General features: G+C 38.3%; 23 protein-coding genes and 1 pseudogene. 21 read left to right on the forward strand and 3 right to left on the reverse strand.

The genetic code is table 11. The features are described from left to right. Positions 1-173 precede the first annotated feature (173 nt). The 3 genes from FFM77_RS08440 to FFM77_RS08450 all read left to right on the forward strand — a co-directional run bounded on the left by FFM77_RS08440 (position 174) and on the right by FFM77_RS08450 (position 2800). Complete coding sequence (locus FFM77_RS08440) at positions 174-1568, forward strand: FAD-binding oxidoreductase (RefSeq protein WP_137635333.1); 1395 nt, start codon at positions 174-176, stop codon at positions 1566-1568. 211 nt (positions 1569-1779) lie between these two features. Beyond that, complete coding sequence (locus tag FFM77_RS08445) at positions 1780-2067, forward strand: hypothetical protein (RefSeq protein ID WP_137635334.1); 288 nt, start codon at positions 1780-1782, stop codon at positions 2065-2067. 49 nt (positions 2068-2116) lie between these two features. After that, complete coding sequence (locus tag FFM77_RS08450; RefSeq protein WP_137635335.1) at positions 2117-2800, forward strand: GTP pyrophosphokinase; 684 nt, start codon at positions 2117-2119, stop codon at positions 2798-2800. Positions 2801-3306: 506 nt separating this feature from the next. Here the strand turns inward: FFM77_RS08450 and FFM77_RS08455 are convergent. Then, positions 3307-3891 carry a TetR/AcrR family transcriptional regulator gene (locus FFM77_RS08455; protein ID WP_137635336.1) on the reverse strand — a complete coding sequence of 195 codons (585 nt, stop codon included), beginning with the start codon at positions 3889-3891 and terminating at the stop codon, positions 3307-3309. A gap of 181 nt (positions 3892-4072) precedes the next feature. Here FFM77_RS08455 and FFM77_RS08460 point away from each other — a divergent pair, with 181 nt between their 5' ends. The 16 genes from FFM77_RS08460 to FFM77_RS08520 all read left to right on the forward strand — a co-directional run bounded on the left by FFM77_RS08460 (position 4073) and on the right by FFM77_RS08520 (position 22628). Beyond that, entirely contained in the window at positions 4073-8263 is a 4191-nt protein-coding gene (locus tag FFM77_RS08460; RefSeq protein WP_137635337.1) for an MMPL family transporter, read from the forward strand. Between the two features lie 112 nt (positions 8264-8375). Beyond that, positions 8376-8936: a DNA-3-methyladenine glycosylase I gene (locus tag FFM77_RS08465; RefSeq protein WP_137635338.1), complete on the forward strand. Its 561-nt coding sequence runs from the start codon at positions 8376-8378 to the stop codon at positions 8934-8936. A gap of 330 nt (positions 8937-9266) precedes the next feature. Beyond that, on the forward strand, positions 9267-10745 hold the full coding sequence (locus FFM77_RS08470) for an ABC transporter permease (RefSeq protein ID WP_137635339.1): 1479 nt from the start codon (positions 9267-9269) through the stop codon (positions 10743-10745). 9 nt (positions 10746-10754) lie between these two features. After that, entirely contained in the window at positions 10755-11414 is a 660-nt protein-coding gene (locus FFM77_RS08475; protein ID WP_137635340.1) for an ABC transporter ATP-binding protein, read from the forward strand. A gap of 193 nt (positions 11415-11607) precedes the next feature. Further along, positions 11608-11766 (forward strand): class IIb bacteriocin, lactobin A/cerein 7B family, encoded by a 159-nt coding sequence (locus FFM77_RS08480; RefSeq protein ID WP_137635341.1) that lies wholly within the window; start codon positions 11608-11610, stop codon positions 11764-11766. A 36-nt stretch (positions 11767-11802) separates the two neighbouring features. Beyond that, positions 11803-11958 carry a hypothetical protein gene (locus FFM77_RS13980; RefSeq protein WP_171001585.1) on the forward strand — a complete coding sequence of 52 codons (156 nt, stop codon included), beginning with the start codon at positions 11803-11805 and terminating at the stop codon, positions 11956-11958. A gap of 866 nt (positions 11959-12824) precedes the next feature. Next, positions 12825-12989: a hypothetical protein gene (locus FFM77_RS13985; RefSeq protein WP_171001586.1), complete on the forward strand. Its 165-nt coding sequence runs from the start codon at positions 12825-12827 to the stop codon at positions 12987-12989. A 16-nt stretch (positions 12990-13005) separates the two neighbouring features. Then, on the forward strand, positions 13006-14349 hold the full coding sequence (locus tag FFM77_RS08485) for a sensor histidine kinase (protein WP_137635342.1): 1344 nt from the start codon (positions 13006-13008) through the stop codon (positions 14347-14349). A 4-nt stretch (positions 14350-14353) separates the two neighbouring features. Next, on the forward strand, positions 14354-15109 hold the full coding sequence (locus FFM77_RS08490) for a response regulator transcription factor (RefSeq protein WP_137635343.1): 756 nt from the start codon (positions 14354-14356) through the stop codon (positions 15107-15109). 16 nt (positions 15110-15125) lie between these two features. Continuing rightward, positions 15126-17276: a peptide cleavage/export ABC transporter gene (locus FFM77_RS08495; RefSeq protein ID WP_137635344.1), complete on the forward strand. Its 2151-nt coding sequence runs from the start codon at positions 15126-15128 to the stop codon at positions 17274-17276. A gap of 11 nt (positions 17277-17287) precedes the next feature. Further along, positions 17288-18667, forward strand: coding sequence for a bacteriocin secretion accessory protein (locus FFM77_RS08500; protein WP_137635345.1), 1380 nt, complete (start codon positions 17288-17290; stop codon positions 18665-18667). A 597-nt stretch (positions 18668-19264) separates the two neighbouring features. After that, the gene (locus FFM77_RS13990; RefSeq protein ID WP_171001587.1) at positions 19265-19429 is read left to right on the forward strand and encodes a hypothetical protein; all 165 of its coding nucleotides are present in this window, start codon (positions 19265-19267) and stop codon (positions 19427-19429) included. 144 nt (positions 19430-19573) lie between these two features. After that, the gene (locus tag FFM77_RS08505) at positions 19574-20800 is read left to right on the forward strand and encodes a glycosyltransferase (RefSeq protein ID WP_137635346.1); all 1227 of its coding nucleotides are present in this window, start codon (positions 19574-19576) and stop codon (positions 20798-20800) included. Positions 20801-20851: 51 nt separating this feature from the next. Continuing rightward, complete coding sequence (locus FFM77_RS08510) at positions 20852-21601, forward strand: CPBP family intramembrane glutamic endopeptidase (protein WP_137635347.1); 750 nt, start codon at positions 20852-20854, stop codon at positions 21599-21601. 103 nt (positions 21602-21704) lie between these two features. Then, positions 21705-21908, forward strand: coding sequence for a hypothetical protein (locus FFM77_RS08515; RefSeq protein ID WP_137635348.1), 204 nt, complete (start codon positions 21705-21707; stop codon positions 21906-21908). Positions 21909-22301: 393 nt separating this feature from the next. Continuing rightward, the gene (locus tag FFM77_RS08520; protein ID WP_137635349.1) at positions 22302-22628 is read left to right on the forward strand and encodes a hypothetical protein; all 327 of its coding nucleotides are present in this window, start codon (positions 22302-22304) and stop codon (positions 22626-22628) included. A gap of 118 nt (positions 22629-22746) precedes the next feature. Here FFM77_RS08520 and apf (FFM77_RS08525) read toward each other — a convergent pair. Then, positions 22747-23271, reverse strand: a pseudogene (gene apf, locus FFM77_RS08525) (aggregation-promoting factor). Positions 23272-23608: 337 nt separating this feature from the next. On the opposite strand from apf (FFM77_RS08525), the gene FFM77_RS08530 reads away from it, so the two are divergent. Continuing rightward, positions 23609-24322, forward strand: coding sequence for a hypothetical protein (locus FFM77_RS08530; protein ID WP_137635350.1), 714 nt, complete (start codon positions 23609-23611; stop codon positions 24320-24322). 24 nt (positions 24323-24346) lie between these two features. Further along, positions 24347-24604, forward strand: coding sequence for a hypothetical protein (locus FFM77_RS08535; RefSeq protein ID WP_137635351.1), 258 nt, complete (start codon positions 24347-24349; stop codon positions 24602-24604). 179 nt (positions 24605-24783) lie between these two features. Here the strand turns inward: FFM77_RS08535 and apf (FFM77_RS08540) are convergent, their stop codons facing one another. Continuing rightward, on the reverse strand, positions 24784-25368 hold the full coding sequence (gene apf, locus FFM77_RS08540; RefSeq protein ID WP_137635352.1) for an aggregation-promoting factor: 585 nt from the start codon (positions 25366-25368) through the stop codon (positions 24784-24786). Between the last annotated feature and the right edge of the window lie 416 nt (positions 25369-25784).

The following is a 25784-nucleotide window of genomic DNA, read 5'->3' on the forward strand; positions in this document are numbered from 1 at the left end:
TGAAAAATACTAAAATTAAGTGTAGTTAATCAAAAAAATAAATACCAGTTATACTGCTTGGATAAGTAACTGTCTAAATACTTGTTTAAGATTTAGGGTTTATTGGTAGGGTTACGCTTTCATTTGGCCTATACTGAATGAGTAGTTAACTGACAAAAAGTGAGGTTTTGAAATTGACAATTTTTAAAGCATTTTCAGATCAGCAAGTTTTAGATGACTTAAACGCCGAAGTAACGGACGGTCAGGTCTTAACTGATGCGGCTACTTTGCAGCAGTTTTCGTTTAGCAAGAGATTAAGTGACGATGATAGTGGCTTAGCGTTAGCTTACATCGAAGCGCAATCAACCAAGGACATTCAGGGGACTTTAAAAATTGCCCGTAAATACCATATTGCCGTTGTGCCACAATCGCAAACCACGAGTACCGTTATTGGTTCCGATGGGATTGCCGGGTGCTTTATTTTATCGACTGCTAAGATGAATCGTATCTTAGAAATTAGCAAAGAAGATTCTATCGCGGTCGTAGAACCAGGGGTCGTTAATGGTGATTTAGACCGTGAAGCACGTAAACAAGGGATGTTTTATGCCCCAGATCCAGGTTCAAAGCCAATGTCCGGGATTGGTGGGAATGTCGCGACTAATGCCGGTGGGATGAGTACCGTTAAGTATGGTGCGACTAAAGATAACGTGCTTGGTGTGAAAGTTGTGTTGGCTGATGGGCGCGAGATTAAATTGGGCGGCCGGACGTTGAAGCAAGCCTTTGGGTATGATCTGACGCAACTCATGGTTGGATCAGAAGGAACGTTAGGCATCATTACTGAAGTGACCGTCAAAATAATGCCAATTCCATTAGGAACACCAGTGATGGGAGTCGCTTTCTTTGATAGTATGACGGCCTTAGCGAAAGCGGTTACTGCAATTCGTATCTCTGGGGTTTATCCAACTATGTTGGAAGCCTTGGACGGGAATACCGTGATTGCTTTGGATCGTTATGAAAAGACCCATTATGCCGATAATAATGGGGCAATGTTGATCTTTAAGTTGGACAACGGTGGCGAGGCCAGCATGAACGTCGTCAAGCAACTCTTGGATGACCAGCAAGCGGGTAATGTGACGATTACGACGGATCCAACTGAACAAGCTCAGCTTGAAAAGTTACGTCAAGATATGTTGCCAGCTGTCTTTGCCGGGCAAAACCATATTATGGAAGATATGGCGGTGCCATTGTCACAATTAGCCCCATTGATGGACTACATTCAAGACTTAGGCAAGCGGTTGGATGTTAAGATCTATACCGCCGGGCATGCTGGTGATGGTAATGTGCATCCTACATTGATCTGGCCAAAAGATGTGACGGAAGTTCCAGAAAATGTGATTATTGCTTTGCAAGAAATGTTCCATAAGACTCTCGAACTTGGTGGGACGATTTCGGGTGAACACGCTGTCGGTATGCTGAAGAATCAATGGAATAATGCTGAATTGGGTGAAGATGTCGATCAATTGCAACATCAAATTAAAGCCTTATTTGACCCGATGAACCTATTAAATCCTAAACGGAAAATTAATTAATAAACGATCAGAACCAGTCCAATCATCCTGAAGTGTTTGTCGGTTTAGATGGGACGTTTAACGCTGGTCCAGATAGCTACGATAGCATCGGTACTGATGGCTTAAAATGGCAACTGGATTAGACCCGGTTGGTTAATAGTTGCGCCCAATGACGATTATCGCTATCATTAGGATTAAATACGGGATGACATGTGATAGAGGAGGAGATTATTTGACACCAAAAAGTGCTAACATTCGGCTGGAGTTCGATGCTGAGGTGTTACGTAACGAGATTTTTGATGTCGTTGATTTTGCCAGTTTTGAGCGTTTTTGGCAACGTTTTGAACACTTCTTGGAGGATCGCAAGGTCGCTGGTCATTTACATGTTTTGGAAGGACACGGCCTAATTCCGAGTGATTTCAAAGATGTTGCCGGTAGTTTAGGTTATTTAGCTGGTGGTGAGCCTTATCAGGTTGATTATGACCAGATTATGCGCGACTGGCTAATCACCATTCAGTAATCAATGAAGTATTAAGCGCGCAAGTTCAGCCATTGGAGTGCGAAATTTAGTGAGTAAAGCAAATTCTCAAGCTGATCAGGCGGATCAATTCCTGCCAGCCCCACCGGAGTTGCTGCAAGCGGTTGATCAACTGAAAGCTTATTCGCTGCGCTATGAAGTAGCGATGAAATTGGTTTTGGATAAGTTAGATTATATTAGTCAAGAATATGAATTACGATACGGTTATGCGTTAATCGACAGTAAGCAGTCGCGGATTAAGGCGCCGGAAAGTATTATCGGTAAGCTACAACGGAAGCATTTGCCATTGACGCTAGATGCGATGTTTCATAATTTACATGATATTGCCGGTATTCGCCTGATCGTCCGCTTTCTGAGTGATGTTAAAACGGTTGAAGACTTATTGGCCACTCAGGCTGATTTGAAAGTCTTGCGGGTTAAGGATTATATCAATCATCCGAAACCTAATGGCTATCAAAGCTTGCATCTGATTATTGGGGTGCCGGTCTATACGGTTGATGGGCCTAATATTGTTGAAGTCGAGTTGCAGATTCGCACGATTGCGATGAACTTCTGGGCCTCGTTGGAGCATGAATTGAATTACAAGAAGAATGTGCCCAACCAAGTGGCCTTGCAACGGTCGTTGACGAAGAAGGCCCGCTTGATCACGCAACTGGATCAAGAAATGGACGATATTAAAGAACGTATGTATGATCAAAAAACTGATACCCATTAGAAAGAAACAGCGTTAGCATGGCCGATTTGGCCGGCTAACGTTGTTTTTTGATATTCAAAATTGATGGTAATCAAATCTCAATAAACCTGGGTCTGTTAGATTAATAACAAGTCACGTTTCTGCAAACTGACCCATACCGGTGATTAGCGCCCATTTTTAAGCAAAATATTGATTTGAAGGTCAAATACTTTCACTATCAGCGCTGTCATGATATTTTTATTGATGCAGGGGTTATTACCTATTAACATACTTAATGGTTACTTCCGTTTATGACAATATCAATTATTTAAAGATTAACAGAATGATATTGCGCTTGGTGCTAGTTGAAATTGCCGCCTGCCGGTTGGTTCCTAAAACGCTGGAACGCCATGGGCCATTTTGAAGCCAAAAGACGGTCCTCAAAACTGGCCTTGGCCTAAGTCTGAGCAGACCACTCGCGCTTAGGTCAACTAGCACCAAGCGTAATGATATTAAATGAAGGTTTTCGCTGGGAAGTTGTGTGATGGTTAAGCTTCAGGTGGAAAGTCAGAGATATCTTTTAAAGGCTTACCACGATACCACCAATCATTAATAAAATTGGCTAATTCTTCCGGCGACTCTTGCAAGTCGGTCTTTAGCCAATAACGAACGACGCCGACAATGCCGTTCAGGTAATATTCAAACATATATTGACCTTCACGGACGCCGACATTACCAATTTGGGCTTGATTATGTTCTAAAATTTCACGCTTAGTGGTGGCAATGAAATGCATGAGAAAGTCCTGATCCGTTGTCAGAATAAAGGAGGTTACGGCATGGCGCTTCTTAACAATCTCAAAGATACCGGTTAAGATCGCGCGTAGTGAGTTCGGATGGGTATGGGCATCAATCACTGCGAGCAGTTCCTTTGTCGCATCTTGTTCCATAGTATGCATACAGTCTTTGACATCGTCATAGTGCGCGTAAAACGTTCCCCGATTGATGTCAGCGGCCTTGCAAATGGCGGTCACGGTGATTTCATTAATGGTCTGCGTATGTAGTAATTCAATCAGACTATCTTGAATCAGCCGTTCGGTCATTTGGGACCGGCGATTATTTTTTGTTCCTACCACTTTGTTTTCACCTCATTGTTTGAACAATTCGCTGTTAACTGTTTAATTAATGACGAATTTATGAAAATTGTTGGTTGAAGTTTCATTCATTTTCATTTAACATGTTGTTATTATTTAAACACATTGTTGATTAAATGTCACGATGTCGTTTTAAGAATCTGATTTAGGGAAGGGATACAGATTGAAAGGGAGCCGTAGACGCTTTATAATTCAGGCGATCGTTTGGCTAGTGGTAATGGTAGCGGCCATTGTCATGTTGCCAAACGTCAGCCAGTTGGTCCGCGATAAGGGCCAAACGCAACTGCCAAGCAGTGCGAAGAGTCAAGTTGCACAAGTCATCCAAGATCATTGGGGGCGGAATCAAAATAACACCCGCCAAGTGGTCGTGGTCTTCAGCAATGGCGACTCGCCGTTAACTGACAATCAAAAAGCCGAGATCGATGGGACGATCCAACGCTTTAAGGTTGAAAAGTCGAAATATCATGTGAAATCAATGACCGCTGCGAGCGATAGCGCTACCGCGAAGAAACAATTGGTTTCTAAAGATAAATCAACGGAATTACTACAGTTAATGGTTGGTAAGAATCAGACCGTTGAAAATATGACGAAAAATATCACAGCTGGTGCGAAAACTACCGGCGTGAAGACTTATATTACTGGGAGCGATATCTTAAATGATGACTTTACCCAGGAAACCGAAGCGGGGATTCAGAAGACCGAAATTATTACGGTTATCTTTATCTTTATCGTGTTGACCTTAGTGTTCCGGTCACCGATTACGCCGTTAGTATCGTTATTCTCAGTTGGATTATCGTTTATCATCTCATTAAGTATTGTGATGAATTTAGTGGATAAGTTTAACTTCCCGCTATCGAACTTTACCCAAGTCTTTATGGTCGTGGTCCTCTTCGGGATTGGGACCGATTATAACATCTTACTGTTTGATCAGTTCAAAGAAGAACTCAGTCATGGCGATAGTCCGGTCGCCGCGACTGGGCGAGCGTTAAAGATTGCTGGCCGGACCATTATCTTTAGTGGGACCTCGCTATTAATCGGGTTCTCCGCGTTAGGGTTAGCTAACTTTTCAATCTATCGTTCCGCGGTCGGTGTTGCCGTCGCGGTGGCGATCTTATTGATGGTGTTGTTAACCTTGAACCCATTCTTCATGGCTTTACTAGGACCGAAATTGTTCTGGCCAAGCAAGAAGTTTGCGGGCGGTAGTACCAGCAAGATGTGGCATGGACTAGCAGCCAGCTCGGTTCGCTACCCATTGATTGCCTTAGTGGTCATCTTAGGGGTCTCATTGCCATTTGTCTTAACCTATAACAATCAATTAAATTATGATACGTTAGCGGAATTAAATGATACGATTCCCGCTAAGCAAGGATTCAAAGTCGTTCAAAAGCATTTCTCCAAAGGGACGGCGGAACCATCAACGTTATATATCAAGACGGATCACGCCTTGAATAACGAAAAAGATTTAAAAGTCATCGACAGCTTAACCAAGCAATTGCAACAAGTTAAGGGTGTCAAGACGGTGGCTTCCGTTACCCAACCAGGTGGCGCTGAAGTCAGTGACTTATACTTGAAGAGCCAATTAGGCACCGTTACCAGCGGGATGAAGACAGCTGGTAGCGGCTTAACTAAGATCGGTGATGGCTTGGATAGTGCGAACAAGAAGTTGAAGAGCTCAGATATGTCTTCTGGTGTGAGTGGTGCTAAGAAGCTTGCAACCGGAGCAAAGGGCTTGGATAAAGGCTTGGTCACTTATACGAATGGTGTTTACACCGTTAATAAGGGTGTGAACAAGCTGAATAATAGCACTGGCTCTTTATCAAGCGGTGTTAATAAGTTAGCTAGTGGCGCTGGTCAAGTTAGCTCGGGACTAAGTACTTTAAATGGTAAAACGGGTACTTTAGCTAGTGGCGCGAGTCAATTAGCGACGGGTGCCAATTCACTGAACACCGGGATTGTGACCTATACGAATGGTGTTTACACTGTTAATAAAGGGTTGAATACTTTAAATAGTAAGACGAGTTCATTAACTTCCGGTATTAGTGCGTTGTCTAGTGGCACTAGCACATTATTCAATGGTACGCAGTCGTTAACTTCTGGCTTGGATACTTTAAATAGTAAAAAGTCAGCTATTACGTCTGGGACCGCAACTATGAGTGATAGTGTGTCACAACTTCAAAGTGGTGCTTCACAGGTTTCTAGTGGTTTAAGTCAGTTAGAAACCCAAGTTAAGGCGGCAACCGGTTCAGCAGATACTTCAAAGCTAGTGGAATTAACTACTAAATTAAATGATGTTAATTCAAAGATGCAGAGCCTAGTTGATGCTTCTGGTAATAATTCTGGTGCTTCTTCAATAAGTGGTGTTTCTGATAGCATGAAGAACGCCCAATCCGGAATGTCAACTGATATGGAAACTATCAAAAGCGCTCTAGAAAGTGCTTCTCAAGCTGATGCTAATAATGGTAATACAACTACTAAGAGTACTAGCGTGAATGCAGCACCAGTTGCGTCAGCAGCTATTGCAGCGGCTGGTTCTTCTGCAACTTCAGAGGAAAAAGCTGCTATCAGTTCTGCGGTAACTGCACAGGTTAATGCACAAAATGGTAGTAATGCTTCTTCTACGGCCACAACACGAGCAGCCTCCTCAACAACGAATGCAGCAGCTGGTTTGAAAGCATTGGGTGATTTACAAACACAATTGACTAGTTTAACAACGGCGGCTGAAAAGTTGAATACATTGGGTAGTGAGCTATCTAATGTGAGTGCTTTAGCCCAGGGGTCAATTGCAGTAAATAATGCTTCAATTGAGGCAGTTGGTAAGTTACAAGAGGCTGTCATTGGTATGCAACAAGTTGAAGCAGCCTTAGCTGGAACTTCAACACAAACTGGTCTAGTGAGTGGATCGACACAAGTTACAGACGGCTTGTCAAAACTACAATCTGGATCAAGTAGCTTGGCTTCACAAATGACGCAATACACGAATGGTGTTGCTAGTGCAGCGTCTGGTGCTAATAAGTTAAATAACGGGGCTTCAAGCTTAAATAGTGGTGTTAACCAATTGAGTTCGCAAGTACCAACCTTGACGAGTGCCATTAGTGCATTAGCTGGTGGGACTAATAAGCTAGTTAATAACTCAAGTGCTTTAAAGAGCGGTTCTGGTCAATTGGCTAGTGGTACAAGCGCATTAAATGCACAAGTACCAGCACTAGTTAATGGGGTCAGCAAGTTATCAAGCGGGGCTTCTCAAGTTTCAACTGGGATGAACAGCTTGAAAGCGCAAGTGCCAACTTTGGTCAGTGGTGTAAGTGCATTGGCAGCTGGGACGAACAAGTTAGCTGCTAACTCTGATCAATTAACAGCTGGTGCGGCTCAATTAGCTACTGGTAACCAAACCATGTACACCACGCTCCAAAGCTTAGTCGGTCAAATGTCGACCTTGCAAAAGGGCTTGGCTTCAGCTAGTGCTGGGACGAAGAAAGTTAACACTGGGGTTAAATCTGCCAATAGTTACTTAACTGGTGTGAAGAACTCTGATGCAGCGAAGACTTACTACGTACCAAACAGTGTCTTGAAAGGGAAGTCTTACAAGCCAGCGTTGGATGCTTACATGTCTGGTAATAATCATGCCACGAAATTGACGATTGTCTTAAATGATAATCCAAGTTCGAAGGCTGCAATGAACCGGGTAGCTGCGATTCAAACGCAAGCGAAGAATACCTTGAAAGGGACGTCATTAGATGGCGCTAAGATTGCGATTGGTGGTCAAACGTCAGAAACGAATGATACTCAAGCAATTGCCTCCAGTGACTTTGTCCGGACGGCTGCGATTATGTTAGTCGGGATCTTAATTGCCTTGATGTTCATTACGCGTTCGGTCTTACAACCGTTCTACATCTTAGGCACATTGTTGTTAGCTTACATCATGTCCTTAAGTATTACGCGGATGTTGAGTAACTGGTTCTTAGGTCAAAGCATGTTAACTTGGAACACACCGTTCTTCGGCTTTATCATGTTGATTGCCCTAGGGGTCGATTACAGTATCTTCTTGATGATGAAGTATCGTGAATTCGATAATTCAGCAGCTACGCCAAGTACCCGGATCGTCCGGGCTGCGGCTGTGATTGGGGCAGTTGTCTTATCAGCGGCCTTGATCTTGAGCGGGACTTTTGCCGCCTTGATGCCATCAGGGGTCTTGACCTTGATTCAAGTGGCAATGGTCGTGATTATTGGGTTAATTATCTTAGTCTTTGCGATTCCGATTATCATTCCAAGTTTGATTCGTTTAACTTACCCGTTAACGGATCGGATGGAGAATGAAGAAACAGCTGAAAAGCAAACGACGCGGAAACGAAACTAAAAGTTAAATAAGTGTTAGCAGGTATGTTACTGTTAACATACTGGCGGTGCCGGTTAGCAAGGTTGATGACGTTGCTAGCGGGCGCCGTTTTTTTGTGAAAGGAAGTGGCGGAATGCAACGCTGCGAATGGGTCAGTGATAATCCGTTAATGCAAGCTTATCATGACCGAGAATGGGGTCGGCCACAACATGACGACCAAAAATTATTTGAATTACTCTGCTTGGAAACGTATCAAGCCGGGCTTAGTTGGCAGACAGTTTTAAACAAACGGGCGGCCTTTGAAGATGACTTCTATCATTATGATATTGCTCAGGTCGCGGCCATGACCGAAGCGGATGTTGATCGCTTATTAGGGGATGCTCGGATTATTCGCCACCGGCAAAAGCTAATGGCGACAATTAATAATGCGCAGGTCTTACAAAATTGGCCAGCTGGATCAACTTTTAGCGACTGGTTATGGGCTTTTGTCGACAATCAGCCAATCCGGCAAGCTTGGTCACACGCCGCTGAAATGCCAGCGACTAATGATTTGGCTAAACAAGTCTCTAAAGCGCTGAAAAAAATGGGCTTTAAATTTGTCGGTCCCACCACGATCTATTCCTTCTTACAAGGGGCCGGCCTGATTAATGATCATCAATGGGATTGTGATTTTGCACCAGAAAATCAAGGGTAATCCGTTAAAAGTTGTCGTTAAGTCAATTGACGGCAACTTTTTTAATTATTTAGTTGTAAACAGTTGAGCTGTGAAAAACTTTGGGTTAAATAAACCAACCAGCATTAAATAATCAAGTCCTTAAGGCACCAAACGCCGTGATCACGTTTGGTGCCTTTTTGTGCGCTGAACCCCGTTCATCCGAGGGTTAGGCCGACCTTATCTAAAATAGTCGCTGGCTTACCATTGAAAGGTCCTAGGAAGGTCACATTTTGGCTATTTTTATTCGGTATGTTGAGAAGTGTTCAGCATACAGCAGGACGAATACTTATTTTTAAGGAGGGTCAAGCCGTGAATTTTTTCAAACGGGCATGGCTTAATTTGACGGCGAAGAAAGGCCGGTCAATTTTATTAATTCTGGTTACGTCAGCCATCATGTTGTTTGTGTTAGCCGGTCTACTGATTCGGAATGCCGCGGATAGTGCGACGAGTAATGCCAAACGAAGTGTTGGTGCCACTGTCACGCTGTCAGCTAATCGGGCCGCAGCGTTCAAGCAGATGCGCAGTCGTTCATCGACCAGTAAGACGAGTCGACCGAAGCTAACCACGTCACCAGTCAAGTTAAGTGATGCCAAGCAGATCGCGCAACTTAGCAACATTTCTAGTTACAGTGCCACCGTATCGACTTCAGCGAATGCGACCGGTTTCGATGCTATTTCGACATCTGGGAATAGTGCGACTAATGGTGGCATGGGCATGAAAGGTGGCAGCACTAGCGGTTCTGGTGATATTGCTATCTTAGGGGTCACGTCGACGAGTTCGACGTCAGCCTTTGAAGAAAAGTCCAGCAAGATGACGAAAGGCCGCGGAATTACGACTAGTGATGAAGGAACCAATCATGTCGTCATCGAAAGTGAACTGGCCAAACAGGATAACTTGAGTGTGGGCGATTCAATCAAGTTGAAGGCCACGACTGGGACGAAGAAGACCTATACGATGACCATTGTCGGAATTTATAAAGCCTCGTCTAGTACGAGCACGCAACAAGGCCCTGGTGCCACGGACCCATCGAATAATGTCTATACGTCTTATACGTTTGCGAATACGGTCAAAGGGTCGAAGTATAAGAACACCGCTGATTCGGTGACATTTAAGGTGTCGAATCCAGCCAAAGTTAGCACCGTGAAGACGGCGGGTAAAAAGCTGATCAATACGTCTAAATATTCGTTAACGACGAATGATAGCAGTTATCAAACGGTGAAAGCCTCGATGGATAACGTCAAGTCATTTGCCGATAAGATCGTTTGGTTAGTCGCCATTGCCGGGACAATCATTTTAGCATTAATTGTGATCTTGATGATTCGTGAACGGCGTTATGAGATTGGCGTCTTACTATCCCTCGGTGAAGCACGCTGGAAGATTGTGGCGCAGTTCTTCGTTGAGATGGTAATGGTCTTAGTCGTTTCGATTGCGATTGCTGGTGTCGGTGGCAAGTTTGTTGGCAATCAGTTGGGTCAACAATTAGTGTCGCAACAAACGACCACGGCGACAACTAGCAGTACGGCAACACAGACGCAAGGTGGACAACCTGGTGGCGGTGGTAGTGCGCCAAGTGGCAATCGTAAGCCTAGCGGTAATATGAACGGTGGTGCTCCTGGTAGCAGTACTAGTGGGACGAGCACGCAAAAGCAAGCGGAATTGGATGTGAGTGTCACCGTCCTCAACTTAGTTGAACTCGGTGGTTTCGGATTGGCAATCATGTTCTTGTCGATCATGTTAGCCTCCGGTGGCATTCTAAGATTGCAGCCGAAGAAAGTGTTGATTGATTAGGAGGATAGTATGTTAAAAACAACTGATTTAGGCTACTGGTATGATCGCCAGGAAAATAGCCTGTTCGAGCACGTCAATCTCGAATTTAAATCTGGAACATCGTATGCAATTGTCGGTCAAAGTGGTTCCGGGAAGACAACGTTCTTGTCATTACTAGCAGGTCTAGATAAGCCTCGTGCTGGTCAGATTGAACTGAATGGCGAACCAATCAATAAAATTGGCTTGACCAGTTATCGAAAATCGCACGTGGCGATTGTCTTTCAATCGTATAATCTGTTCAATTATATGTCGCCGTTGAATAACTTGTTAACCGCGATGGCAGTGACTGACTCTAGTCATCGTGGTGATAAAGCTTTTGCGACCACGATGCTGTGTAAGCTTGGTATTACGGATGAACAGATGACTAAAAATGTGCAAAAGTTATCCGGTGGGCAGCAGCAACGCGTGGCGATTGCGTGCACGATGGTTTGCGACGCTAAGTTAGTCGTTGCCGATGAACCAACCGGTAATTTGGATGAGGAAAACACTAAATATGTGATTGAGCAGTTCCAGAAGATTGCCCATGACCAACATAAATGTGTGATTATTGTCACCCATGAGTCCGATGTCGCGAAAGCTTGTGACCACTCGTATCGGTTGGCGAAACATGAATTTGTCTTAGAAGGTTAAGCATTAGGGAAGCATCTTGATGACCGGTTACGCGGTTGTTGAGGTGCTTTTTGTTTTCAAACACTTTAATACTATGAAATTAACGTTAATTAATAATAACAATACGTTAAAATGTTTTTTGCAATATTTTATAAAAAAGGGCCTAAACTAAGTATTGTTCCGTTAGAACAGAATAAAAAAGGAGGAAAAGTTTATGGATAAGATTATGTTTAAAGAACTAAAAGACACTGAATTAACCAATGTTACTGGGGGTACTGCTGTTGGAGTTGCTATTGGTCACTTATTAGCAGGTGTGGTTCATTACTATGGGAAAACGGCCTCTAAAATCCATAAGTCACCAATTAATGGTTAAAATTTTGTCTTTGAAATTTTCTAGGGAGGAACAATTATGAAAAATATTCATTCTAAAAATCTTGCCGATAGTCGTTTAGCTACAATCACGGGGGGAAAAGGTTCCGGTTTTGCCTATTGGTTACTTGGCGAAGCTGGCGATATTTGGAAAGGATTCAAAAGTGGCATGAATCACTACAATAAAAAGAAGTAACAGCTAAGTATAATACACATAATAATTGATTTTATTGTAAAGAGCGAATGCGGTTCTTCTCTTAGTCGCATTCGTTTTTGACTATATAGAAAGGAATATGATTATATATGAAATTTAATACCCAGTTTTATAAATCATTGTCTTTTTGGCTAGGACTATTAACAATGATAGGATTGATAGCAGACTTTTTTATGCACCGAACTTTTTCTAATGCATCATGGCTTTCCATTATTGTTATGGTTGGTCTTTTCTTTAATTCCCTTTTCCAAAAAAGAGAAAAAAATTCACCGAGGTAATTATGATGGAACAAACTTATTATCAAATTAATAAAAGACAACTAGCATTATTTGGTTGCTCATTACTTATATTAATTACAGGACTCTTAACAGATAGAATAATAATTTTAGCTATCCTTTGTCTAGTAGTGATCAATACAACCATGTTACATTTCACTTTTTTTGTAGACACTCGTAATAGAAATCCTTTAAATTGGGTAGATCTAACGTTACAAGTTTTGACTTTAGTATTTATTTTACTTAAATTTTTGATTTTATCCAGTTAAAGAAAAAGTAATTCCAGTGCCAATCAACAGAGAAAAAATAGGGTTACCATGATAAGTAGATACTTCACACCACATGTCTCTCTAAAGGGCATGATTCTTGTACACTGTTTGAAAACACACTTTCAGTATTAGTCTGTTACATAACTAGTTTCTGATAATTAAAAAAGGCCGTAAAGTTGAATTTTCGATAGTTTTTTCATTAGATAAGTACGTTAATATGAAAAAAGAGTACTTTAATATAAAAGAAAGTCACGCTTTACTGATTATGCTATATTAAAAGTAGAAATTAAGTAAGGAGTTGGTTATGATGAAGAAGGAAATGTTTTTGAAAAACGTTAAAGGAATTCATAGTTTAAATGACACCGAATTACGACAAGTAGTTGGTGGTAAGGCACCGATTACTTCTTTGGCAATTGGTTCAGTCATCCATAAAAATGCTATTAAATTCCTAAAAAAATACTTTAAATAGTGATTTGGTGATTTTAATGACGAGCATCAGCTTAGCAGATGGATTAGGGCAAATATTTTTCTTGACTTGGGGAGTCCTATTGGGTTATTCAATTGTATTAGATAAATTTGATTGGCACTTTTTGTGTAAATCTATTTTAATTAGTGCAATTTTAGCTCCGATTGGTTGTTTGATAGAAGACGGTATTTTTGTTCTGCTTTTTGTGAGTTTTTACATGGCTGAGTTAATAAACCAAAAAAAGCTTAAAATTAATTTTACGAGGCTTGATATTCTGTTGTTACTAATTTCGATACAAGTTTTGTTGTTTACCTTTTCTGCGTATGTAAGTCGTATAATTATCTTTCACGTAGAAAAGGTTCATCGTTTGGCTAGCATTGCTAAGTATGGTGATGCATTTACTATGCTGGAGATTGCTATTGCGTATAGTTTGGGGATTATATTGATTGGCGTAGTAAGTATGTACAAAAATAATTACCGTATTGTGATAGAGCGAGCTCATCAACTTAATATTGATAGCCGGCTCTTTTTGATGTTAATTGTTTTATTCGGTTCTATTGAAACATTATTGTTAATAAGCAATTTTGAGGGGATTACGGCTACCATTCAGATGGCATTATTATTAACTTTTATGCTAATGCTTGGATTAATGAGTTGGCAGATGATTCTTATTATAAAAACGTACATGCAAGAACAGGCGATGAAAAATGAAAAAGCACAAAATGAACAATTGACTGAGTATCTAAAAAGTGTTGAGCAGCAGTACTTAGAACTAAGAAAGTTTAAACATGATTATCGAAACTTGGTCTTAGGTCTTAATTCTAAGGGGAGCAGTCAATCATCTGGTGAATCTAAAAAATATTTGAAAGAACTGGCAAAGGAATCAATGCCGGAAACTGATCTTGATGATGCAAAAATAGTGCAGGTTCAGTATCTAGACAACGAGGCACTTCGTGGATTGGTCGTTCAAAAATTTTTTGATGCCAGAAGACATGAAGTTGCTTTAAAGCTAGAAGTTTCAGAACATAAGTTTAAATTACAGCAGGATTTAGTACTTGTTGTCAGAATTATTGGTAATTTATTAGATAATGCAATTGATCAGGCGGAAAAAATGCCGGATCATCTAGTTACGGTTGCATTTAATCATGTTGACGATACTTATGAAATTTCAATTGAAAATATGATTGATAGTTCATTTAACTTAGATAAAATTTTTGAGATTGGTTATTCAACTAAGGGCTCTAACCGGGGACTAGGGCTTACCAACGTTAAAACGTTAGTTGCCAAACATGAAAATCTATTCTTGGATATTGAGACACCAGTTGAAAAGGTACGAATGACGCTAATTATTAGAGGAGAGTAAATAAATGTTTCCAGTTTACTTGTTAGAAGACAATTTGAATCAGCAAGAACAATATTCTGAGATCGTCAACAATACTATCGTTATTAATAATTTTTCGATGGAACTGGTATTGGCAACAGATAATGTTGAAGAATTACTAAATGAAATTAAAAATATAAAGATCGGTATGTTCTTTTTGGACATGGAAATCAATGGTGATACCACTGCTGGATTAAAGGCTGCAACAAGAGTACGTGAGCAATTACCGTTAGCACAGATTGTTTTTATAACAACACATGAGGAACTCTCATTTTTAACATTAGAACGTCGAGTGGCACCATTAGACTATATTTTGAAGGAGAATACGCTAGAGAAAATACAAACTAAAATTAGCACCGATATTATTAATGTTCAACATCAACAACAGAAAACGGCTTATCAGGAAAAACTTCTTTTTAACTATAAAATCGGTAGCCGGTTTTTCTCGATTCCAATGGAAAAAGTTATCTTAGTAAAAACAAATAAATTAACTCCAGGACAATTAACTGTTATTGCTTCAGGTCTTAAGCGTGAGGCAGAATTCCCTGGCAATCTGAATCAGTTTGAGAAGGAATATCCCAATTTATTTCGGTGTGATAAAAGTTTTTTAATAAATCCAGAATATATTAGTAATTATGAGTCTAAAACAAAAGTGTTGCTGCTAAATAACGAGATTAGTTGTAAAGTTTCTTTTCGAAAATCAAGAGAATTAGTGAAAATGTTAAAACAGCGTGGGGCATAATCTAAGGGGAAAATAAATGTATTATAGAAACTATGTTTCGCAGGTTGACGAAATGGATTGTGGAGTTGCGGCACTATCAATGATATTAAAACAGTATAAATCGGCCGTCTCGCTTGCATATCTTAGAAGGCTTGCTAGAACAGATATGGAAGGGACTACTGCACTGGGTTTAGTTAGAGCGGCACAGAAATTAGATTTTGAAACTAAAGCGGTTCAGTCAGACATGAGTTTGTTTGAGACTAAAGATTTACCACTGCCCTTTATTGTTCATGTTATTAAAAATGGAGAATTGCCACATTATTACGTTATATTAAAAATTAAAAATAATTCATTGGTAATTGCTGACCCAGATTCAACGGTTGGAGTTGTGAAGATGACGAAAACTAAATTTGAATCTGAATGGTCAGGAGTTGCTATTTTTTTAGTTCCACAACCCACTTATAAACCGGTTAAGCAAAATAAAAATTCTTTATTTGATTTCTTGCCGAGCTTGTTGCAACAGCGGCAACTGGTTATTAATATTGTATTAGCTGCTTTGCTGATCACAATTATTAGTATCGCAGGTTCTTATTTTTTACAAGCTGTTATTGATACATATATTCCCAATAACATGCAAAATACATTGACAACTGTTGCACTTGGTTTGATAGTGTTTTATGCTTTTCAGTCTATTTTTAGCTATGCTCAAGATTTTTTACTAGCTATTTTGGGTCAAAGATTATCAATTGATATTATTTTAGGTTATATTCGGCATGTTTTCGAATTACCAATGGATTTTTTTGCTACTCGAAAGACTGGTGAAATTGTTTCAAGGTTTTCGGATGCTAGTAAAATTATTGACGCTTTGGCAAGTACGGTTATCTCGATATTTTTGGATGTTGCAATCGTGATTATAGTGGGTACTATATTAGCAATTCAAAATATGATCCTATTTCTAGTAACAATCGCTTCATTACCAATTTATATTGTTATTATTCTTGCCTTCTCTAAGGCCTTCGAACGGTTAAATCAAAAAGAAATGGAAAGTAATGCGAAAGTAAGCTCTGCAATTATTGAGGACATTAGAGGAATCGAAACTATAAAATCATTGAATAGTGAAAGTGTACGCTACGGAAAGATTGATACAGAGTTTGTTGATTTGCTAAAAAAGAGTTTGGCATATACTAAATCTGATACATTGCAGCAAAGTTTAAAAACATTTATTCAATTGGTTTTGAGTGTCGTGATATTGCTAGTTGGTTCTCGCTTAGTAATTCATAGTCAATTATCTATTGGTCAATTGATGACATATAATGCTCTATTGGGCTATTTTGTTAGCCCATTGCAAAGTATTATTAATTTACAACCAAAATTACAAAGTGCTCAAGTCGCGAATAATCGGTTAAATGAGGTTTATTTGGTTGAGAGCGAATTTAAAGAAAATAGGCCTTATAAAAAGATAGAACAATTAGATGGCAGTATTGAAGTTGAGCACGTCTTCTATCGTTATGGTTACGGCAATGATATTCTTAAAGATATCAGCTTAGTAATAAGGCCAAATGAAAAATTAACAATAGTGGGGATGAGTGGTTCTGGTAAATCGACCTTGGTAAAATTATTTGTTGATTTTTTTGAACCCAGTAAGGGAGAGGTTTTTTTAAATAGCCATTCAATAAAGAATATTGATAAGCATGTTTTGCGAACATTTATCAATTATGTACCTCAAGATCCCTATATTTTTTCAGGTACAATTGAAGATAATTTGCGCTTAGGAAGTCGTGAAAATGTTACTGAAGATGATATTCAAGACGCATGTCGTATTTCTTTGATTGCAAGTGACATATCTAAGATGCCCATGCAAATGGCAACTACTTTGGATGAAAATGGGAGCACTTTATCGGGTGGACAAAAGCAACGAATAACTATTGCCAGAGCATTATTGTCACCTGCAAAGGTTTTGATATTTGATGAATCAACTAGTGGTTTAGATGCGATTACTGAGAAACAATTAATTGATAACCTTGTAGGATTAAGATTTAAAACAATTATCTTTATAGCACATCGTTTAGCTATTGCTAAAAGAACTGATAATATTATCGTTTTACATGACGGAAAGATTGTTGAACGGGGTTCACATGATGAGCTACTGCAAGAAAAGGGTTACTATTATAACCTGATAAATAGTTAGGGGTAGCTGATATGGATAAACATTTTTTGGAGAGTAGTGAATTCTATTCAGCACGGTATAATAATTTTTCAACAATAATTATTATACCAACTGTGATACTACTATTTTGTTTGTTACTATTTTCTCTTTTTGGCAAACGAGAAAATGTTATTACTGGTAATGGAGAGATTGCGGCAGTAGGTAATGTCCCTGATGTACAGACGACTGTAAATAGTGAAATTAAACATGACTATTTGGCAGAAGGAAAATATGTACACAAAGGACAGAGGTTATTAACCTATAGTAATGTTGGCAATAGAAGTGAATTAGGTCAGGCTAAAGCACAAGGAAAACAATTAAAAAATCAGGTAGTTGCATTGAAACGCTTGAAAGATAGTATTTCAAATAATCGAGATACTTTTACTAAAGATGATAAGTTCGGTTATCGTGCTATTTTAAGAAGCTATTTAAATCAGCGTCGAGTTTATTTGACAGAAAATAGAATGCTTACTAAAAAATCTTTGAGTGATAAATCTAAACAATCAGAATTGATCAACACAGAAAGCAATGTTGTTGATCGTGGTGAAAGTAGGCTGCAAAGCTATCAGCATATCTATGCAGCAGTAAAAAGTGGAAATAAATATGGTAATGATCGAAAATACAGTTACTTATATCAAGAATATCAAGCGAAGCTAAAGAATATTAAGCTAAAGCAAGAAAAGAATAGTTTAAAAGTATCATTTTTAGAAGATTTGCAATCACAAATAGACACGCAAAAAGATTCACTTGCATCTGCTAAAATTCAGTTAACGGAATTAAAAGATTTTGATAGGACTAAATATGACGTTTCGTCAAATAAGACTAAGTTACTGACTTTACAAGATGATCAACTAACTACTGTAGCAACTAATTTAGTAAAAGTAGAACAAAATCTGGGTACGGTAAAAACAGATTTAAAAAAACTGCAATCTGATTCTCATTTATACGTAGTTAAGGCAAGTAAAAGTGGTATTTTACATGTTGACAGTCAATATGTTGGCGAAAAATATGTGGGTACTGGGTCAACAATTGCACAAATTTATCCAGTATTAAAAAATCAAAAAGAAGTAAAGATTGCAGCATATATTCCTTCGACTGATATCTCGTCAGTTAGGCTAGAACAAGATATACGATTTAAAGTCGCTAGAAATGTTACTAAACCTATTGTTTTGACTGGGAAAATTAATAAAATAGGCATTTCACCAACTAATTTCAACAAAGGGAATTATTATTTGGTGACTGCTAAAGCTAAGATTGATTCCACAGATAGATATTTGTTAAAGTATGGAATGATGGGATCAGTTTCAATTATTACTGGTAAAACTACAATTTGGGGATATTACAAGAACGTGTTATTTAATAAAAATAAATAGTGAAATTTTCTTTCGCTATTTTATTGTCGCTCTACACACTATACCAACAAAATGCCAGCCGAAAATGGCAATTGATACCAGCAGATTTCTACTTGCCGTCTTTTGGATGTGCAATAGTTGCTGAATCATGTTGTTGAAGTCAATTTTAGCTACAAGTTCTTTAATAAGTACTAATCCGACATATTGACACTTGTATTGTATTGTTTATTTTTAAACGAACATTGGAGGTTCTTTTGTATTTAATAGGCACAACAGTCCAGAATTTTAGTATCCAACGATTTAAGGTGCTTAACTGATTTTCGTGAATAAACTGTGACAATGACTATTTAATTGATTTAGGAAAGACGTTAATAGGTAGATATAGCACGTTAATATTTTATCTAAATAATAGATAAAGTCTCGAGGTATACTTACGGTGTAAGGAGCTCTTACAGTTGAAACGTTACAAAGTTCATAGAAGTTTAGGTAGCGCAACTTAAACAAGCTATGGCAAAAACATTTACCCAATTTAATTTATAAAGATGGCAATTAGTTGGACAACAAGATCTATTTTTATGAATATATGGGGTAGTCTTTTATACAAAGGAAGCAATATTTATGAAGAGTTTAGAAAGTATTTCAAGCCTCGGAACTAAATTAGATAACCATGATTTACAAACTATTCAAGGCGGAAAAAAGAAAAAGAGCAGTCGCTCAGGGTGGTTTACATTTCTAACTGGTATTGGCAATATTGCGGAAGCTGTATCACCAGGTCGTCCATAATATATGTTTATAAAGAATGTTTTTAAATTAAAAGACTTAGTCCTAAGTTAGGGTTAGTATTGTTGCTTTAATTATATAGGTAGTGGTGGATTAATCTGTGTTATTAATTCTTCACTATCTTTTTTTGAAAATTGGAGGTGAATCATGTTCAAGCTTTGGACATGGTGTATGAATTTGATTAAATTTAAAAAGCAAGAAAGTGCTGAGTACATAGAATTCAGAAAAGATAATCAGGATATTAAAAGATTGAGTATAACTGGATTAATTATGGTGAAAAACCAAGAAGAAAATATTGTTAGAACAATTGACTCAATTGTTCCATTTTGTGATTCAGTTATTGTAGTAGACACGGGTTCAACGGATTCTACAATATCTAAGGTAGCGAATACATTCCCTGATGTTATTAGAAAAAAATTGTCATGGAAAGAGAACTACGGGGAGATGAGAAATCAATGCTTGAAATTTGTTTCTAATAATTCATGGGTCCTTTTTATAGATTCTGATGAATCGTTAATAACCAAATGCTCTGCTACTGAGTTACGTGCCTTTTTATATAAAATGGATATTGATTATCCAAATGTAGATAAGGCTTGTACTGTAAAGCAAATACAACCTTCACGGAATGCATTTGTTCGTCCAGAGAGATTTATCAAAAAAACTAAGACTTTATATTATTACGGTCATGTACATGAAGAACCAAGAAGTAAAAAGCAAACATCTTTATTAAAAATTGATACTGATATGCAAGTTATGAATGTTGGATTAACAAAAAATGAATACAAAAAATTCAATAAAGATGAAAGATATGTACGACTTCTGGCAAAAAATTTGAAGGATGAACCAGATAATCCGCGCTGGGTTTCATTAATTACACCACAATTTTTGAAGTGTGGTTTTATTAGCCGAGAGAGCTATATTCAGTTATTAAAAAAGTGCATTTTAAAAAATGCAAATTTAGACTTAGATGAATATAATCTTAAGCAAGGAGTTTATTTGAATGATTTATTGGAACGACTTTGTTTGGAAATGTTTTTTATTAAGGATATAGATAAGACTGAGAAGTACATCAAAATTGCTAGAAAAATTTATCCATATGCTGTTTTCTTTCAAGTCTTAGAAGCTACAATATTTTTTTCGAATATTGAAAATAAAAGTGAAAAAAGGCTAAAACAAATTATTGAATTTACAAATAATACTAGTGATGAGGTAATTGATAATGAGTCGGAAGGTAACGAAGAAGCATTGAATGCGGTTGTTGTCCGATTGCTTATTCATATGGGAAAGTATGATCAGGCAAAAGAAATATATGAAGCAATAGATGATAGTTTCATTAAAGATGGACTTTCTAATGAAGCTAAATTATTCAAGTAAAAGAAAGTTAATTAAAAGTTTTAGATAGTAAAGATAAAGGACAATAATACTATGTTAACGAAAAAAAAAAGCTTTTGGGGAATAATAATTCTTTATTTTATGGTTCTATTAATACTGATGTTGGTACCAAATTTATTTATAACCTTGGTTCCAGTACAGTTCATGCAATTATTAAGTGATAGTATCATTGTGATATTAGGATTCTTCTTGAATAAAATATTTTGGCATATACGAATTAGTTTCTTTTCCACTAACAATTTTTTAAGACAATTGATATTGTCGTTACCGGCTATTGTTTTACTATTAGTAACAAAGCTGAGTAGCTGGTTAAACATTTCAATAAGTAAGATCACCTTTGGAATATTGCTAACAGTAATAATGATTGCGATGGCGGAAGAAGTTATTTTCAGAGGATTATTAATACCATTGGGAATGGTTTGTACAGGTGGTCGGCCATTTCTTACAATCATGTTTAGTAGTTTAATGTTTGGTCTGATTCATCTTGTAAATTTAGCACATACATCGGTTAACATGGTTTTGCTACAAATAGTTTTGGTGTTTGCAAGTGGAATGTTATGGGGTGGTATCTATTTAAGGACGCATAATCTTCTCATCACGATTATTTTACATTTTTTAGATGATTTCCCTGATCTTGTGGTGAACACTAATAATACGTCGATAACAACTTTTAGTAGTTCGCAAGTGCAACTAATGTATTTAGTCGTAATTGGGTTGGCGTTATTGACTTGTCTAATAGTTTTCTTGCAGGTGCATCGATTTTCTTTAAGAAGGCGTGTTTAGTAAACCGTTCATTCTAACCGTATAGCATAGGGAACTTAGAGAAACCATCGATTGTTTTTATAATCTGGTGAATTTAGGATGGTCAAGAAAGGGGTAGTAAGGTATGGTTGTTGATTTAGCTGGTATTATTTTAATCTTTTTGAGTGTTTGGCAGGTATATGCAGTTAAACAGGCTTTTCTTAATACGAAACATAATGGTAACCATGGAACTTCAGTTTTTATTGGCTATGGATTATGGAGTGGGCTTATTTTTGGAATAATCATTTTTTTTGCAGGAATGACGTTATTAATCAATGGATTAATGTAATACTACATGTTGTTGTGTCGTCAGGTATATCTTGTCTGTGCTAGTTAACTTGATTCAGAGTATCAACTAGTCGTGGTATAGCCACAAAAATTATCTAATGAATGTACTCAAGCCTTTTTAAAACTAAAATTCTATTGCCTGTTACGTCAAGAAAATATAGTTTCAGTATACTTTCAATAGTACATTAATAGTTGGTTGTTAATCTGGTTATGAAGTGTGTTACGCATTTTAGAGTCCTAAAGTCAATATTTCCTTTGGCAAGTTTATGTTTTAAATATTGTTATTGACAAAATGATTATGGCATAAGTAAGCACCAAATAGATTAGTTGATAATTTTAAAAAAGTAGTGGCTTAATAGACCATCTTACAAATTAAATTTAATTAAGGTTGACGATGAGAATTATAAAAATCATTATTTCGAGTATAGCGCTGCTCTTTTGCCTTTACGTCACAATCATGTTTGCGGCGGATACGGTGCCAGATATAACTAGAAGATTGCTGTTGTTGATGGCTGTCTACTGGTTCATCTTTCCAATATTAATCTGGATACCGATCTTTAAGCGAACGGGATGGCTAACCTTTATCGTCACAATCGGGATGATGGTGATTATGACGAGTTACCTTATTTTAGGTGATGAAAATTGGCCGCTCTTAATCATGCAAGTGCTGTTATTAGGAAGCCTAAGCTGGTTAAGTTATCCCCATGTGCATAACCAGTAGCTGTTAGTCGTTATTAACTTGTGGAAAAGTCATGAGTATCGAAAAAGCACCAGTTATCAACAAGTTAGCTTGTTGATAACTGGTGCTTTAGTCATTTTAATTTAAATTGAGCTTGGTTTTAGTACCAGCCATTAGCCAACCAGAAGGCTTTAGCTTTGTCCCATGACCCATAACGAGACGCAACGTAGTTATTCGCAACTTTTTCTTGGTTAGCTGCGGATAAGTCGCTACCTAATAAGGACTTGGTTAATTGGTATTTACCATAGTAGTTACCGTTAGCAGCAGTGTATGACCCACCGGATTCTTTGTTGGCAATCCAAGCTTTAGCTGAACTGTCATTGGTATTAGTCGTTGTTGTCGTAGTAGCGCTAGTTGTGGTTGCGGCTTTCTTGGTCGTCTTAGCCGCGGTTGTATTAGTGGTGGTCCCACCAACTTCAAGTTTGTCACCAACGTAGATCATGTTAACGTTTTAAAGGCTGTTAGCTTGCTTGATAGCGGCCACGCTCGTGTGGTTAGCACTCGCAATTTTTGCAACGGTGTCACCAGATTTAACGGTGACGGTTGATGCGTTAGCTGCAGTAGCAGAAACGGCAAATAAGCTAAAAGCGGCGATAGTTGATAAAACGATCTTCTTGATATTCATAAAATTAATTCACTCCTATAAGTTGCAGTGGGTTTCCAAATGGGACTCAAACGCTCAAGTCCGCTCGACTTTGGCTAGCATTGGTTGAAACGCGCTAACCAAACAATAGTAACTAGTATACCGACCCAGTGTTGCAATGAAGTCAATGGGGCGTTACATTTTTAGCTGCAAACTGTAATAAACCGCCGTTTTCGTAATACTTTGTAACATTTTCAGCAAATTTTCATCTTAATTGTAAAGTTAGTATGTTGAAAGGTTTACGTAAAATTGACAGCTTAATCACTAAGAACACACATTCGGTTGTTAAACTAGGGTTACTTTAGGAGTGTGGTGGCGGATGAATTGGACTAGTTTTTCGATGTTGGCAGGCAATGGTACTTGGCAGCCTTTTAAAGCTATTTTCTACTTATTATCATTGGTTGTTGCGTTGCTATTGTATCGTGACCATCTGAGTAGTCGGTCATTTGATCGGACTAATTTGTTGTTAGATTATTTTGAAGGACAGGTAGCAAATAAAATTGCTTACTTTAATCATGAATTTGATCAGGTTTTAAGTGATGGCGATTACCAGTTGTTACTCAGCTATTATTATGATCATCTTTACCAGGGAGGTCTGGATTCGTTAAATGACCATCATAATGAAGTGACTGTTTTCAATTTAGGACAACAACTAGAGGCGTTTTCAAAAGAAACGGCTGTCATGATGATTAAAGATTTGGCAAATGTGGACACTATGGTAGACAAACGAGTGACAGATGATATGCTTAGTCAAATAGCTACAAAGTATAGTCAGCAATTAGTCAATAAAGTAGTTAGTGATCGATTTGAACAATTGGATTTTGATTACGATGGCTTATTGACAAAGTTAAATCGGTTAGGATTATACATGACGATGTCTAAACGCATGATTAAGTGGTCATTAGTAAGTGATCAGATGGCCGTTATTCTAAATGGCTTTTGGTCGATTCCAAAGTATCAGGTGATCTTTGAACAGCTTGATAATGTGATTGATTTAAAAGGGGTTAAATTTCTCAAGCATAAGTTTACCTGATTCCTGAATGGAGGGTTTGAGGTCATGATTGAACATAAAGAAGAGACAATGCGAACACCAGTGAATGTGAAGACTAAACGTCAATATACCGAAGCAGAGTTAGCCCGAATTGCAGAACTGACCAAGCCATTGGAGGCGCGATATCGTAATAGCTCAAAATCACCAGCGGAAGTTGATGCTGAATTATGGGCGGCAGTACGTTCAAAGGGAACGCCAATTGCGCATGTTAGCGAACGGAAGCTTTCTTTAAGCGAACGACTACGAATTGCGTGGCATCTCTAAATTGAAAATGACGTAACTATGGTGACACGACTTGTAATGAGTTTTGAAGGTCAGCGTCACCTTTTATTTATTAAGGTTAGCACCTTAAAATAGACGATCAGCTCTGAATAGGGGCTGGTCATTTTTGTTACAATCAAAAAAGCACCGCCGCAGCGATGCTTTCGAAAATTAAATTCAGTTTAGTACCAACCAGTTGATTCCCAGTGGGCTTTGGCTGCTGACCATGAGCCATAACGCGAGTTAACGTAGTTGTTAGCCACGCGTTCTTGGTTAGCGGCAGAGTAGTCACCGTTTAAGTAACCGGCGCTTAATTGATATTTACCAATATATTGGCCGTTACGGGCACTGTATGAGCCACCAGATTCTTTGTTGGCAATCCAAGTTTTAGCTGAACCGTCCGCACCATTTGTGTTACTAGTCGTCGTGGTTGAAGCTTGGGCTTGGTTATTTTGGGTTGTGTTTGCTGATTGATTTTGGGTCGTGGTACTTGGTGTTGTCGTGTTAGTTGCGGGTGTCGTGGTGCTAGAAGCACTTACGGCTGCTTTACTATTAACAGATAACTTTTGACCAACAAAAATCAAGTTAACGTTCTTTAAGTGGTTGGCCTTTTCAATGGCAGAAATGGTTGTTTGATGAGTCCGCGCAATCTTTGAAACGGTGTCGCCGGCTTTAACTGTCACAGTTGCTGCGTTAGCAGTTGCCCCAATGGCAAAAAGACCGGAAGCCGCCGCAACGGTTGATAATAATGCACTTTTAATTTTCAAAGTCTGTACACTCCTGTTTTTTATTCCGAATTTTTGCTTAGCCCCCGAATTGCTTGCTAAGCTGTTTAACTGAGAATAGTATAACTGGTTAGTGTGACAAACGAATAGCAGTTATTTTACGAAATAACTGGCTTTTTGTAACATAAGTAGTTTCTTGTAATATTCTGTAATATTTGCCAGTAGGTGATTGAATAATCATGCTGTGAACAGTTAGTTTTCGGCGTTTTAGTCGCGGTTATTAAATTGAGCAAACCAACTCATCCCCGTCATGACGGGACCGATAAAAAACCACCCGACCGGTAATTATTGCCGGTCGGGTGGTTTTTAGTGGTTTGTGAATTTATAAAAAACATAAAAATCGTGATAATTGCTGGAAATGTAATCGATTACATCAAAGGAACAAGACTTACTTTTAG

The organism is Lactiplantibacillus songbeiensis (assembly GCF_005405125.1).
Taxonomy (GTDB): Bacteria; Bacillota; Bacilli; order Lactobacillales; family Lactobacillaceae; genus Lactiplantibacillus; species Lactiplantibacillus songbeiensis.

Coding starts and splice junctions, on each gene's coding strand:
- FFM77_RS08535 (WP_137635351.1), top strand. CDS start 24,347: ATGATTGAACATAAAGAAGAGACAATGCGAACACCAGTGAATGTGAAG.
- FFM77_RS08505 (WP_137635346.1), top strand. CDS start 19,574: ATGTTCAAGCTTTGGACATGGTGTATGAATTTGATTAAATTTAAAAAG.
- FFM77_RS08510 (WP_137635347.1), top strand. CDS start 20,852: ATGTTAACGAAAAAAAAAAGCTTTTGGGGAATAATAATTCTTTATTTT.
- FFM77_RS13980 (WP_171001585.1), top strand. CDS start 11,803: ATGAAAAATATTCATTCTAAAAATCTTGCCGATAGTCGTTTAGCTACA.
- FFM77_RS08495 (WP_137635344.1), top strand. CDS start 15,126: ATGTATTATAGAAACTATGTTTCGCAGGTTGACGAAATGGATTGTGGA.
- FFM77_RS08515 (WP_137635348.1), top strand. CDS start 21,705: ATGGTTGTTGATTTAGCTGGTATTATTTTAATCTTTTTGAGTGTTTGG.
- FFM77_RS08490 (WP_137635343.1), top strand. CDS start 14,354: ATGTTTCCAGTTTACTTGTTAGAAGACAATTTGAATCAGCAAGAACAA.
- FFM77_RS08480 (WP_137635341.1), top strand. CDS start 11,608: ATGGATAAGATTATGTTTAAAGAACTAAAAGACACTGAATTAACCAAT.
- FFM77_RS08520 (WP_137635349.1), top strand. CDS start 22,302: ATGAGAATTATAAAAATCATTATTTCGAGTATAGCGCTGCTCTTTTGC.
- FFM77_RS08465 (WP_137635338.1), top strand. CDS start 8,376: ATGCAACGCTGCGAATGGGTCAGTGATAATCCGTTAATGCAAGCTTAT.
- FFM77_RS13985 (WP_171001586.1), top strand. CDS start 12,825: ATGATGAAGAAGGAAATGTTTTTGAAAAACGTTAAAGGAATTCATAGT.
- FFM77_RS08485 (WP_137635342.1), top strand. CDS start 13,006: ATGACGAGCATCAGCTTAGCAGATGGATTAGGGCAAATATTTTTCTTG.
- FFM77_RS08475 (WP_137635340.1), top strand. CDS start 10,755: ATGTTAAAAACAACTGATTTAGGCTACTGGTATGATCGCCAGGAAAAT.
- FFM77_RS08500 (WP_137635345.1), top strand. CDS start 17,288: ATGGATAAACATTTTTTGGAGAGTAGTGAATTCTATTCAGCACGGTAT.
- FFM77_RS08530 (WP_137635350.1), top strand. CDS start 23,609: ATGAATTGGACTAGTTTTTCGATGTTGGCAGGCAATGGTACTTGGCAG.
- FFM77_RS13990 (WP_171001587.1), top strand. CDS start 19,265: ATGAAGAGTTTAGAAAGTATTTCAAGCCTCGGAACTAAATTAGATAAC.